General features: G+C 61.8%; 10 protein-coding genes and 3 pseudogenes. 1 reads left to right on the plus strand and 12 read right to left on the minus strand.

Going from position 1 to position 13,394, the window contains the following annotated elements:
- Positions 1-642: 642 nt before the first annotated feature.
- A complete protein-coding gene (locus ACOJSJ_RS09980; RefSeq protein ID WP_420144832.1) occupies positions 643-1,218 on the plus strand; it encodes a hypothetical protein in 576 nt (191 codons plus the stop codon).
- Positions 1,219-1,237: 19 nt separating this feature from the next.
- Here the strand turns inward: ACOJSJ_RS09980 and ACOJSJ_RS09985 are convergent, their stop codons facing one another.
- The 12 genes and pseudogenes from ACOJSJ_RS09985 to ACOJSJ_RS10040 all read right to left on the minus strand — a co-directional run.
- Complete coding sequence (locus ACOJSJ_RS09985) at positions 1,238-1,501, minus strand: hypothetical protein (RefSeq protein WP_420144833.1); 264 nt, start codon at positions 1,499-1,501, stop codon at positions 1,238-1,240.
- Positions 1,502-1,539: 38 nt separating this feature from the next.
- Positions 1,540-2,211: a DUF4197 domain-containing protein gene (locus ACOJSJ_RS09990; protein WP_420144834.1), complete on the minus strand. Its 672-nt coding sequence runs from the start codon at positions 2,209-2,211 to the stop codon at positions 1,540-1,542.
- 70 nt (positions 2,212-2,281) lie between these two features.
- On the minus strand, positions 2,282-3,694 hold the full coding sequence (locus ACOJSJ_RS09995; RefSeq protein ID WP_420144835.1) for an efflux transporter outer membrane subunit: 1,413 nt from the start codon (positions 3,692-3,694) through the stop codon (positions 2,282-2,284).
- Between the two features lie 11 nt (positions 3,695-3,705).
- Positions 3,706-6,888, minus strand: a complete 3,183-nt coding sequence (locus tag ACOJSJ_RS10000) for an efflux RND transporter permease subunit (protein WP_420144836.1) — start codon at positions 6,886-6,888, stop codon at positions 3,706-3,708.
- Between the two features lie 89 nt (positions 6,889-6,977).
- On the minus strand, positions 6,978-8,249 hold the full coding sequence (locus tag ACOJSJ_RS10005) for an efflux RND transporter periplasmic adaptor subunit (RefSeq protein WP_420144837.1): 1,272 nt from the start codon (positions 8,247-8,249) through the stop codon (positions 6,978-6,980).
- Positions 8,246-8,659: a hypothetical protein gene (locus ACOJSJ_RS10010; protein WP_420144838.1), complete on the minus strand. Its 414-nt coding sequence runs from the start codon at positions 8,657-8,659 to the stop codon at positions 8,246-8,248. The genes ACOJSJ_RS10005 and ACOJSJ_RS10010 overlap by 4 nt, the downstream gene beginning before the upstream one ends.
- A gap of 353 nt (positions 8,660-9,012) precedes the next feature.
- Positions 9,013-9,615 carry a TetR/AcrR family transcriptional regulator gene (locus ACOJSJ_RS10015; protein ID WP_420144839.1) on the minus strand — a complete coding sequence of 201 codons (603 nt, stop codon included), beginning with the start codon at positions 9,613-9,615 and terminating at the stop codon, positions 9,013-9,015.
- Between the two features lie 442 nt (positions 9,616-10,057).
- Positions 10,058-10,897: an S-formylglutathione hydrolase gene (gene fghA, locus ACOJSJ_RS10020; protein WP_420144840.1), complete on the minus strand. Its 840-nt coding sequence runs from the start codon at positions 10,895-10,897 to the stop codon at positions 10,058-10,060.
- A pseudogene (locus ACOJSJ_RS10025) lies at positions 10,897-12,009 on the minus strand (S-(hydroxymethyl)glutathione dehydrogenase/class III alcohol dehydrogenase). Before ACOJSJ_RS10025 ends, fghA begins: the two are co-directional and overlap by 1 nt.
- A gap of 120 nt (positions 12,010-12,129) precedes the next feature.
- A pseudogene (locus tag ACOJSJ_RS10030) lies at positions 12,130-12,405 on the minus strand (copper resistance protein B); the annotation flags it as partial.
- A 117-nt stretch (positions 12,406-12,522) separates the two neighbouring features.
- Positions 12,523-13,002, minus strand: coding sequence for a transposase (locus tag ACOJSJ_RS10035; protein WP_420144841.1), 480 nt, complete (start codon positions 13,000-13,002; stop codon positions 12,523-12,525).
- A 182-nt stretch (positions 13,003-13,184) separates the two neighbouring features.
- Positions 13,185-13,298, minus strand: a pseudogene (locus tag ACOJSJ_RS10040) (transposase); the annotation flags it as partial.
- Positions 13,299-13,394: the final 96 nt, after the last annotated feature.

The following is a 13,394-nucleotide window of genomic DNA, read 5'->3' on the forward strand; positions in this document are numbered from 1 at the left end:
AATGTCAAAGAACCGACAAATAAACCGGGACAGCCTTCCCGCCTCGAAACTTCTTCCGAGGGAGGTCCATCCCGTCTATGTTGGCGACCGTACAGTCTGGCGCCTCAGCAGCGCCGCCCCGTCCGGTGAAAAGCCCTCTAGATGCCACCCACGATTCGGTCAACAACCTTTTTTCAAAAAAATGTCATCGTTGGCTTTTGGTCCTGAATGACGCCAGGAACCGGGCTGGTCGGGCGTGCGGATCGAGGGCCAGCGGCGTTGCCTGGTGAGCATTCCCTTTAGCCGATACCAAGCCAGAACGCCGGATCGCGCATATCCCGGCTAACGAGAGTCGCTCCCCCGCATCGCCAACAGGCGGGCAGTCGCTTTACGGCTTCTGTCAGGAATGACCCAGAATGCAGCCATCGCCCCCTCAGTCCGAAGTTTTTGCGGAGACAAGCGTCGAAAACCTGCTTTGTCGGCACGATCCGCTCACAACAACTGGGCTTTCAGCGTCTGTTAGCCCGTCAGCTCGTACAACGCCCCGTACGAAAAGTTTCGGCTGTGACACTTTGCCATTCGGCAAAGTGTCATGCGCGACAAAATGCGAATCGCGGAAAAAAGCGGATTCACATCCGCGATTCTCTGTGCTTGATTCACCTTATGTTTCACGCTTCAGCCCCTTCCCGCGTTTCTGGTGGCAGCGATCTGTCGCTTTTGCTCGATCAGCTGTCCCATTGCTCTTCCCGACCACGTTATGCCTTCATGCTGTTGACGCTGATCGCTGAAGTGGCAAAGCCCGACGGCAGCGCCGGGCCGGAAATCAAGATGGGCAAGAGCCTAATCCCATTACGCGACTGGCTATGCGATGCGCTGACCCCCATGGGACATCGCGATCCACGTCGCATGGCGTTGGTGGAACGCGTCCGGGAGGAATTGCATAAGAGCGAGAAGCTGTCAGGCGATATGAACGCCGACGACATTCTGGTTCAGGAAGAAGTGCGCAACCGGGTGCGTGCTTCCGGCAAGACCAATCTGAGCCGATCCATATCCGAACTGGTCAAGGCCGGCCTGATCAAGCGCCATTATCAGGGGTATCGCGTGGATCATCTGAACCGCGGCGCACAGCGGCAGGCGGTCTATACGCTGGTGGGGCGCGCCCGCATGTTGGTCGGATCGCCCAGCCATGCGCGGCGGGCAACGGCGGCTTCGCGTCAGGGCGACCTGTTCGCCCATTGATGAAGCCGCCGATATGAAATCAGTTGGTTTCGCGATTCAGCCTGTCAGCCAATGCTTCGATTTCTTCCGGGTCCAGCAACCATGTCCGGGTTTTACGCCCCTCGCGATGAACTGGCTGAGTCAGCAATATGCGTGCCTGCGTCCTGGCATGCGGCTTATATAGTCCGAAATGGACGGCGCAGTCGCGGATCGTGCCAATCAGCGGCGGCTTTCCATCCAGATCGATCATGGTCGCGGGCTGATCCCACGGGATGCCGAGAATGGCGGGATGTTTCTGTTCCATGGGTCGGGGACACCATGCCCGGCCGCCGAAAGCAAGACCTAACGCAATAATGCCATCAGGATCGGGTCGCGTGTCGCACCCGGATCGCGCCGGATTTCCGCTTCCTCCCGTCCGATTGCGCGAAAGATGGCATCCCCGATCTGCCCGGAAATATTATCTGCAAGCGCGGCATAATCCCTGCCTCCGCTGGCGGAAAGCGCAGCCGACAGCATCTCCAGCATGTCCGACCGCAGCGCCCGCGACGCACCGGGCAACAAGGCTTCCACAACCGATCCTCTCGCTTCGCGTGCCAGAAGATCGGTAGCGGCCGTCGGGCCACCACGTAACACCGACACCGCATCGGCCAACGTCATGCGATGGACCGCGTCCATCACAACCGGCGTGGCATTATCGGCCAGATCCACCGCCACGTCGTTGAGAGCCATTGCGACCTGATTGCGCACCGCATTGGTTCGCAGCAAGGCCGACAGGATGGCACCGCCCTTTCCTCCACCAAGATCAGGCGGCGCGATACGGGTGAGTTGATCGTCGTAAAATCCACCCGGTTCGGTAAGCCGCGCAAATGCACGCTGGCTCGACAGTTCCAGCAGGCGACGAACCGCATCTTCGACCGTATAGCGCCCCATCGGCGTGGCGCAGGCCGCCAAAGGCAGCAACGCCATGGCCGCAATCAGGCCGCGCCGGTCCGAAAACCCTGATGATAATTCCACGCCGCTTCTCCCTTCATCATCGCAGCGCTATGGAATGGTCAGGCTTTCGGGGCGCTGAACGCCTTCATCGTCAGGCCTTTGGACCAGCCCAGCCGCCGCCGAGCGCGCGGAAAAGGTCGACTTGAGCGAATGACATGGCGCGCGTCGCCATCGCCAGATCCGCCTCGGCGCTGGCCAGTGTGCGTTGCGCATCCAGCAGCGTCAGGAAATCGATCCGCCCTTCGCGCTGACGGGCCAGGCTGATGCGGGTGGCGCGTTCCGCCTCATCGCGCGCAGCGGTGAGCGTTCGTGTCCGTTCGATCGCATGCGCATAGGCCGATAAAGCGCGCTCGCTTTCCTCCAGCGCCTGAAGGACCGTGCCGTCAAATTGCGCCAGCGATGCAGCGCCGTCCGCCTTGGCAGCGCCGATCCGCGCCCGAATCGCTTCCTGATTGGGGAAGGCCCAGCTGATCAGCGGACCCAGCACCCAGTTCAGCGGTCCGCCGCCGAAAATATTACTACCACCCAGCGCCGTGGTACCGACCGATCCGCCCAGTGCGATGCGGGGATAGAGGTCTGCTGTCGCCACACCGATCCGCGCGGTATCGGCGGCAAGCCGCCGTTCCGCCGCGCGCACATCGGGACGGCGTGCCAACAGCGCCTGCCCGTCACCCACAGGAATGGGTTGCGACAGCTGTGGCGTGCGGATGGCCGCGCGAACGGTGTCGGGCAATTGTTGGGGCGTGCGCCCCGTCAGCGTGGCAAGGCGGAAGAGTGCCGCATCCCGATCCGCCAGCAATGCGGGTATCGCCGCCTTTTGCTGATCACGCAGCGCCGTCACCCGGATGACATCCAACCGGTCGGAACGACCGACGTCGAACCGCGCGCCGGTGATGCGGATCGACTGGTCGAGCAAGGCGACCGTCCTTTCCGCAACCGCCACCCGTTCCGCCGTCGCCGTGACATCCAGATAGGCGCGCACCGTGTCGGCGATGACTGCCACCTGCACACCATCTGCGTCGGCCTGCGCGGCTGCGAGATCGCCGCGGGCCACTTCAACGCCACGCTTCACCCGGCCGAACATGTCGACTTCGTAGGAAACGTCCAGTCCGCCATCGATCACCCAGTTTTCGCGATCCAGTCCGGGGAAGGACTGAATTTCCGATGTACGGTTATAGGTGCCAGACGCGCCCAGACTGGTTCGGGGCAGGCGATCGGATTTTGCACCGCGAAGCGATGCCCGCGCCCGCTCGATCCGCGCCACAGCGACACGGAGGTCGGTGTTGGCGGCCAGAGCGTCCGCCACCAGCGTGTCGAGCAGCGGATCGCCATAGAGCGTCCACCAGCGATCCTGGGCCGGAGCCGTGCTGACCGCCGGATTGGCCGTGCCGATGAACGGCGCGGCGGCGGTGGTCGGCATGACGGGCGCCTTGTAATCCGGCACGGCGGCGCAGGCCGTCAGCGCACTGGCGCCCAGCAACAGGGCAATGAAGTTCCTTGTCATGGCTTTCATCCTTATTCGGCGGGCTGCAAGGCAGCGTCCGATTGCGCAGGCCGACGGCGGGCAAAACGATCGCCCAGCGCGCGGCACACGACATAGAAGGTAGGGGTGAAGAGCAGGCCGAAGGCGGTAACCCCGGCCATGCCGAAGAAGACGGCCGTGCCCAGTGCCTGCCGCAGTTCCGCACCCGCGCCAGTCGCGATGACCAGCGGTACCGCGCCCAGAATGAAGGCGAAGCTGGTCATCAGGATCGGGCGGAGGCGGGTTTGCGCCGCCTGAACCGCCGCTTCCACTGGCGATAGCCCCCGTTCTTCTTCTGCCTGCTTGGCAAATTCCACCACCAGAATGGCGTTCTTTGCGGCAAGCGCGATCAACACGACCAGACCGATCTGTGTCAGGATGTTGTTATCCATGCCCCGCAGATTGATGCCCAGCATCGCCGCGAAAAGGCACATCGGCACGATCAGGATGATCGACAGAGGCAAAGTCAGACTTTCATATTGCGCCGCCAGCACGAGGAAGACGAAGAACACGGCCATACCGAAGACGAGACCGGCGGTATTCCCGGCACTCTTCTGCTGATAGGCGATGCCAGTCCATTCGCCTGCATAACCTTCGGGCAGGGCCTCGTTCATCTTTTCAATGGTGCTGAGCGACTGGCCGGAAGAATAGCCGGGCGCGGTATCGCCATCGATTTCCACCGCAGGCATCAGGTTGTAGCGAACCACGCGATAGGGGCCGGTCTTGTCACGGAAGGTGGAGACAGAACCGATCGGCACCATGCCCCCGGCGTTGGACCGGGTCTTGAGGTTGGCGATGTCGGCCACCGTACCGCGATGTTCGGCATCGGCCTGCGCCGTCACCCGATAGGTACGCCCCAGCAGGTTGAAATCGTTGACGAAGGCGGAACCAAGATAGACCTGCATCGCTTCGAACACGCGTTCCGGCGGCACGCCCAGCAGATCGGCCTTTGCACGGTCCACATCGGCGTAAATGCGCGGGGTGCTGACATCGAACAGGGTGTAGACCATGTTCAGGCCGGGCGTCTGATTGGCCTTGCCGATGAAATCGTTGGCGACCTTGTTCAGTTCGGCATAACCCCGGTCCTGCCTGTCTTCCAACATCATGCGATAGCCACCGGCCGAACCGATGCCCTGAATGACGGGCGGCGGGACGAGCAGGATACGCGCCTTGTCATAACCGGCGACAGCCTTGTTCGCCTGTTCCATGATCCCTGCATAGGTGACGCCTTCTGCCTTCCGCTCGTCAAAGGTCTTGAACGGAAAATAGATCGCCGCCGAATTGGGCGCCTGGGTCTGGGACGGGCCGTGGAAGCCCGCAAACATGACGGCGCCGCGAAGTCCCTTGATCGGCAGGATTTTTGCCGCGACTTCGCGCGTCACCTTGTCCGTACGTTCCAGCGAAGCGCCGGAGGGCAGCTGGACGACGGCCAGAAAATAGCCCTGATCCTGCGCCGGGATGAAGCCCGCGGGCGTTACCCAGAACAGGCCCACCGTCGCCGCGATCAGACCAGCATAGGTCGCCAGCATCTTCTTCGGGCGAGCGACCAGCCAGCGGGTGAGGCGGGCATAGCCTTCGCTCATCCGATCGAAACCGGTGTTGAAGCCATCGACCGCCACGCCCAGCTTCTGCCGCCAGACGGGATCGTTACTGCGATCGCGCGGGCCATGATCGGCCTTGAGCAACAGTGCCGCTGCGGCCGGAGACAGAGTGAGCGACAGGATCAGCGAAATGATCGTCGCGGTCGAGATGGTGACGGCGAACTGTTGATAGAAAGCGCCGCTGATGCCGGTGATGAACAATGTCGGTACGAACACCGCACACAGCACCAACACGATCGCCACCAGCGCGGCCGACACTTCGTCCATAGACGTGCGTGCCGCCTCCAGTGGAGACATGCCCTGCGCGATGTTTCGCTCCACATTTTCCACCACGACGATCGCATCGTCGACCACGATGCCGATCGCAAGCACCAGGCCGAACAGCGACAGGTTGTTGAGCGAATAGCCCACGCCCGCAAGAATCGCCGCCGTACCGATCAGCGACACCGGTATGGCGATGATCGGGATGATCGCCGCGCGCCAGTTTTGCAGGAAGACGAGGATGACGAGGACGACCAGCAGCACCGCTTCGATCAGGGTCTGATACACCGCGTCGATCGACTGGCTGATAAATTCGGTCGGATTGTAGATGACGCTATATTCCAGCCCCTTGGGAAAGCGCTGGGACAGCTGGTCCATTTCCGCCTTCACCTTTTCCGCCGCGTCCAGCGCATTGGAACCGGGGCGCTGCATTACCGCGATGACGACGGTCGGCTTGTTCGACAGATAGGTGTTGATGCCATAATCCTGCGCACCGAGTTCGACGCGCGCGACATCGCGCACGCGGACTTGGCGGCCGTCACCATCGCTGCGGATCACGATGTTCGAAAACTGGTCGGGCGTGGTCAGGCGACCCTGCATTTCGACGCCAAGCTGAAAGGCTTCGCCCCGATCATAGGGCGGCTGACCGATCGCGCCCGCCGACACCTGAACATTCTGGGCGCGGAGTGCGGACACGATTTCCCCTGCCGTCAGGTCGAGCGCCGCGGCACGGCCCGGATCGATCCAGACGCGCATCGCATAGTCGCGCGAACCGAACAGCTGGACGTCACCGACCCCGTCGAGGCGGGCGAGCCGGTCACGAACCTGCGTCAATGCATAATTGGACAGATAATCGCGATCGAATGTGCCATCGGGTGACTGAAGGTTGACGACCATCAGAAATTCCGGGGTCGTCTTACGAGTCACGACGCCCAGTCGCTGCACTTCCTCCGGCAGGCGGGGAATAGCGACAGCCACGCGATTCTGCACCAGAACCTGCGCGGCATCCAGGTCGGTGCCGATCTTGAAGGTGACGGTGATCGTTACCTTGCCATCGCCGGTCGACTGGCTGCTTTGATAGAGCATATCGTCGACGCCGTTGATTTCCTGTTCGATCGGTGCCGCCACCGTCGATGCGACGGTTTCGGCCGATGCGCCGGGATATTGGGCGGCCACGGTGACCGTAGGTGGCACGATGTCGGGATATTGGCTGACGGGCAGGCCGATGAAGGCGAGCGCGCCGACGACCGTGATAACGACGGCGATCACCGCCGCGAAGATCGGTCGATCAATGAAAAAGCGCGAGAAACGCATCGGGCATTCCTTTGCGATAGGCAAAAGGGAGGCCGCGCGATCCGCCATCAAAGCGGATCACGGGCATGAAAATCAGAAAATCTGTGCGGTTACTGCTGGAAGGTTGCCTGCGCAGCGACCGGAACCACGCCATCGGTCGGTGTGATCGGGGCGGGCGTTGCCTTGATGGAGGCACCACGTGTCGCGACCTTTGTGCCTGGTATGGCTGCCTGCGCATTGGTCACGACCACCCTGTCCTGCGCGGACAGGCCGGACCGGATGATCCGCAGCCCGTCGATCAGTGGCCCCAGCTGGACAGACTTGGCAGCGACGACATCATCCTTGCCGACCACCAGCACCGTCTTGAGCGCCTGATCGGACTGGATCACGTCGTCGGGCACCAGCAGGGCGTTCACCTTCCCTCCGCTGGACAGGCGCATGTTACCGAACAGACCGGGGGTCAGGAACAGATCCGGGTTGCGCAGCACCGCGCGGCCGCGGATCGTGCCGGATCGGGGATCGAGACCATTGTCGGTGAAGTCCAGATTACCCTTCCACCGATATTGCGATTCATCCTGCAGGCGGATTTCGACTTCGCCGCCCTTCCCTTCAGCATGGTCGCGCTGCGATTTGAGGAAGAGCGCTTCCGACGCGTCGAAACTGAAGTAGATCGGGTCGAGCGCGTTGATAGTGGTGAGCAGGCTGGCGCCCGTGCCTTCCGCGCCGGAAACCAGATTGCCGATGTCGACTTTCCGGTCGGACACACGGCCGGAAATCGGCGCGCGGACCTGCGTGAATTCGACGTCGAGCGCACGCTGACGGGCGCGGGCGTCGGCCGCCGCCAGTGCGGCCTGAGCCGCCTGCAACCGGGCGCGCAACGTATCGATTTCACTCGCGGACACCGCTTCGTCGCCGGTCAGACGCTGAACCCGCGCATAGTCAGCCTGCGCAAGACTGAGCGCGCTGCGGGCGCTGGCGACATTGGCGCGCGCTTCGGCGAGCAGCGCCATGAAGGGGCGCTGATCGATGGTGAAGAGCAACTGCCCTTTATGAACGATGTCGCCATCGCGGAAATGAATGGCCGTCACCGGCCCCGATATGCGGGGGCGCACATCGACGGTCTGGCTGGGTGCGAAGCGGCCGACATAATCGTCCCACTGTACGACCTGCCGCATCAGCGGCGCGGAAATACCCACCGTCGCCACCGGCGCGGCGGAAGCCTGTGCCTGCGGTTGCGCGGCATATTTCCATGCGACGCCGCCAACCAGAAGCAGAGCAAGCGCGCTCCAGGCGAGATGCCGGCCACGCCAGCCTTTTGACGCGACGTCGGATCGGATGTCGTCCGCCGATGTATCCGCGTCGATCCTTGCAATCATGTTCATGCAAATTTCCCCTTGATGCCGTGACGCGCGGCGGTGATGGCGGAGAGCAGCAGTTCGAGCTGTCCCTCGCTGAAGCCCGCTTCACGAAAGTCCTTGATGGTGGATGGCCGGACGGCGAAACCATTGTGCCATGCCTCGACAGCCAGTCGGCGCAGAGCCTCCATCCGGGCGCTGGCCAGCCTGAAATGCGGTTGGGGGCCAAAGATCAGCGTTTTGAGGCGAGCCCATGGTCCCGGTCCGCGCAACGACGCCAGACCATCGCCCCGCGCCAGTTGCACGACCTGCCATTCGGTCGACGAAAAGGCGGGCGCATTCATTCTGGCGCGATCGCGCAGGATGGATTGCATGGCAGGCAAAGCCATGCCGTCCCCCGCCGCCGGTAGCGGCTGGGCAAAGTCGATATAAGCCATTTTACCGATCCCTTTGTTGCACGCCCATCCGGCCGCGCCGCCCGATTGGACGTGCACGATCATTCCTGAACCATGATGGCAGCAGGATGCGCGCGGCCGGGCATGACGGAGCAGGCCCCGCCCGGCACGACCAGAGGTTGAATGATGTGCCACGCGCCAGACGACGCGCCGCCAAGTCGATGTTACTCGCCTAAAACGCTATGAATATTGAGCATGAGCCTCCATCGAGGCCGATGCCTCAACTGGATTTCATACTTATCGGTATATAATAAGAGGCGGCTTTTCGTCAACCGCTTTCTGTACCGATTGGTAAAATTTTCTGAATTCTTGCTGAACGTGCTGTTTTCAGCCGTTTATGTGCTGGGCCACATCGCTAGTGCGGTTTCGACCAGCTGTTCCAACTGCGCAATAGTCGCGCCGCCGCTGGCCTGAACGCCCATCCCCTGCACGACCGCAATCAGATAGGTCGCCATGGCAGCCGGTTCGATACCCGCAGGCAAATCGCCTTCCGCCTTCGCCCGTTCCAGCCGTTCGACCAGCGCCTTGTCCGAAGACGCGCGACGCGCAATCACGTCGGCCTTGATCGATTCGGCCTGCGTGGTGCAGGCGACCATGCTGATGACGCCAAGGCAGGCATTGCCGCCCGTCTGAATCTGCAACGTGCCGCGCAACAGCCGTTCCGCCACGCCGCGTGCCGTGGGCGCATCGAGCGCGGAGCGCATATAGCAGAGCTTGTCGCGCTCATAGAGGTCGAGCGCCTTGTGAAACAGGGCTTCCTTGTTACCGAAACAGGCATAGAGGCTGGGCTTTGTAATGCCCATCGCTTCGGTCAGTTCCGCGAGCGACGCCCCCTCATATCCACGCGTCCAGAACACCTGAAGCGCGGCCGAAAGGGCCTCTTCAGGGTCGAATTCCCGCGGACGGCCGCGGGTGACGGTTTCAGCTGCACTTTTCATACCGATCGGTATATAGAAATTTTATCGCGAATGTCCAGATCATGCGCCGCGCCGGTCGTCCGATATGGTCACAGCGCCGCGACAGTGCGAAGTATACACCGTTGTCGGGCAAAAAGGCGAAATCCCCCGCAACGCGTCCCGAAAGCGGCGGTTATGTGACACCAGCGCGCCACAGGGGCGACGATCGCGCGCCCTGTGGGCGACAGACGCGCGCCAGTGGCGCGCCACCGACGCGACAGCTTTCGCGGCGATGTCATTATGGGGGAAGATGCATCGCACTGAACCATGCCAAAGGTAGGTCAGACTATTTCCTAGATTGAAAGCAGCAATGACCGAGCGATGATCACCCCCGGCCCTGAGCCTTTTCAGAGCATGATCGGATCATGCTCTGAATGGCTTTTGCTTTCCCCATTCTGCGCGCCGTCATCTGTCCCCGACGGCTCTATCCCTTCAGCCACGCGGCATGCCAGCGCAGATGATCGTTCATGAAGGTCGAGATGAAATAGTAGCTGTGATCATATCCGTCATGCAAACGCAGTTCGAGCGGGATACCAGCCGCATCGCAGGCGGCCCGCAGCAATTCCGGTTTGAGTTGCGGTTCGAGGAACGTGTCCGACGCCCCCTGATCCACCAGCAGGGCAGGGACATGGGCGCCATCCTCGATCAGGGCGACCGCATCATGTTTGCGCCATGCCGCGCGATCATCGCCCAGATAGCCACCCAGCGCCTTTTGCCCCCAGGGCACCTGCGACGGCGCGACGATCGGCGCGAAGGCCGACACCGCCCGAAACCGGTCGGCAAGGGTCAGGCCGATGGTCAGCGCACCATGGCCGCCCATCGAATGGCCCATGATCGATTGCCGGTCCATGTCGGCAGGGAAATTGGCGGCGATCAGCGCCGGCAGTTCCTGCGTGACATAGGTCCACATGCGATAATGGCTGGCAAAAGGCGCCTGCGTCGCATCGACATAGAAGCCCGCGCCCAGACCGAAATCATAGGCGCCATCGGGATCGTCCGCCACGCCTTCGCCACGCGGGCTGGTATCCGGCGCGACGAAGATCAGGCCCAGTTCGGCGCAGAGGCGACGATATTCGCCCTTTTCCGTGACATTGGCATGGGTGCAGGTAAGGCCTGACAGATACCAGACGACCGGCAGTTGCGCGCCTTCCGCATGGGGCGGAACATAAACGGAGAAGGTCATGTCCGTGCCGGTGGCAGTGGAGGCGTGGCGGTAAACGCCCTGCACGCCGCCAAAGGCACGATTGGTGCCGACCGTTTCCATCAGAAGAGGACGACCGAACGGATCGATTCACCCGCATGCATCAGGTCAAAGCCCTGGTTGATTTACTCCAGCGTCAGGACATGGGTGATCATGGGATCGATTTCGATCTTGCCGTTCATGTACCAGTCGATGATCTTGGGCACGTCAGTCCGGCCCTTTGCGCCGCCAAAGGCCGTCCCCTTCCACACGCGGCCGGTGACCAGCTGGAACGGGCGAGTGCTGACTTCCTTGCCCGCTTCGGCGACGCCAATGATGATACTTTCGCCCCAGCCGCGATGGCAGCATTCGAGCGCCGTGCGCATCACTTCGGTATTGCCGGTCGCATCGAAGCTGTAGTCCGCGCCACCATCGGTGACTTCCAGTATCTTCGCGACGGTTTCCTCGCGCGACAGACCCTTGCTGTTGATGAAATGAGTCATGCCGAACTTACGGCCCCATGCTTCGCGATCGGGGTTGATGTCGATGCCGATGATCTTGTTCGCGCCGACCATCTTCGCACCCTGAATGACGTTGAGGCCGATGCCGCCAAGACCAAAGACAACGACATTTTCGCCCGCCTGCACCTTGGCCGTGTTCACGACCGCGCCGACACCGGTGGTGACGCCGCAACCGACATAGCAGCTGGACTGGAAGGGCGCGTCCTGACGAATCTTCGCCACCGCGATTTCGGGCAGGACGGTGAAGTTGGAGAAGGTCGAGCAGCCCATATAATGATAGATGGGTTGGCCCTTATAGGAAAAGCGGGTCGTACCGTCGGGCATCAGCCCCTTGCCCTGCGTCGCGCGGATGGCGGTGCACAGGTTCGTCTTGCCGCTGAGGCAGCTTTTGCACTGGCGGCATTCGGGGGTGTAGAGCGGAATGACATGGTCACCCGGCTTGACCGACGTGACGCCCGCGCCGACTTCGCGCACGATGCCCGCCCCTTCATGGCCCAGCACCGACGGAAAGATGCCTTCGCTGTCGAACCCATCGAGCGTATAGGCGTCCGTATGACAGATGCCGGTCGCCATGATTTCGACCAGAACTTCGCCCGCCCTGGGGCCTTCCAGATCAAGTTCGACGATCTCCAGCGGCTTTTTCGCTTCGAAGGCGACGGCGGCGCGGGTCTTCATGGGGCTGCTCCCGATAATAGAGGGGCCGGACGACGAGGACCGGACGGATGATGGTCCGCTCTAGCAACATCGGCTTGCCGCGATAAAGCTATTTTGCGTGACGCCAGCGCGCGATGCGTGTCAGAACCAGAAGCGGACACCCATCACGAAACTGGTGGCGGACGCACCGTCCTTCGCCGCGCGGGCGTAGCGGGCGGTGTCGCCGAAGCTGCGTTCCCAGTTGACGCCGACATAAGGCGCAAATTCACGGGCCAGTTCGTATCGCAGGCGCAGGCCCAGTTCGATATTGGCAAGGCCAGATCCGGCGATTTCGGGCACATCCTGTGCGGCGATATTCACTTCGGCGGCGGGTTGCAGGACGAGGCACTGGGTGATCCGCTGATCATAGCTGCCCTCCGCACCCGTTGAAGGACCACTTATGAGACCTGTGCGCGGGTATGCGTAGAGCTATGAAACCGGGCAGATATTCAATGGGATATCGATCCGGCCCGCGCTTTGCGGTCGGAGGCGATATCATGCTGGAACGGAGAGAATATTCGTGGTTCGCTTGAGGTTGTAGGCGATGGCGGTGAGGTGGACTTGGGCGGCGGCTTTGGCGAGACCTCGCCATCGCATTCGGCGCAGGCCATAGCATCGCTTCCATGGTCCGAAGATTTTCTCGATGCGGGCGCGCACACGATGGATCGGTTGATTCCATTCATGGAACTTGCGGAGCGTTTCAGCTTCGTGGCGACCCCACATGTCGGTGGCGACGATCCGGAGAATGCCGCCCTTTGCCAGACCGGCATCACAAAAGTGATTGCCGCGATAGGCGCTGTCGGCAAACACCTCGCCGGGATTGTCGGACAAGGCATCGGGACCTGCTCTGCCGTCATTGATATTGGCAGATGTAATCGACACTTCCTCGACCAACGCGGTATCGGCATCGGCGCCAACGTGAGCCGTGAAGCCGTGAAGCCGTGAACAGCCAGTTTTCTTTTGTGCTTCACCCAGCGCGCATCACCATCGTCTTCACTGGCCGATGCAATGATGGTGGCATCGACCAGTGTCCCGGTCTTGACCGTCACCGCCTTGGCCTTGAGCTGAATGGTCACAGTTTCAAACGGCGACCGGTCAATTTGGTGCGCGACCAGCAGTCGGCGAAATCTGACAAACGCGGTACGCTCTGGCGTCGCCTCATTCGCGGAAAACCCACAGAGGCGACGAAAAGAGGCCGGGTCGTTCAGGGCTTCAGCCAACTCCATATCGGACAGATCATACCAGATCGACAACAGGAACGCTTTGAACATTGCCAGGGGCGGCCAAGCGCGCTCACCTTTGGAGGCCAGATAAAGCGGATCGAGAAGAGCCGCGACCGCGTGCCAATCAATCAGCGAACCCGCGTA

The sequence above is a fragment of the Sphingobium sp. genome (assembly GCF_048594625.1).
GTDB lineage: Bacteria > Pseudomonadota > Alphaproteobacteria > Sphingomonadales > Sphingomonadaceae > Sphingobium.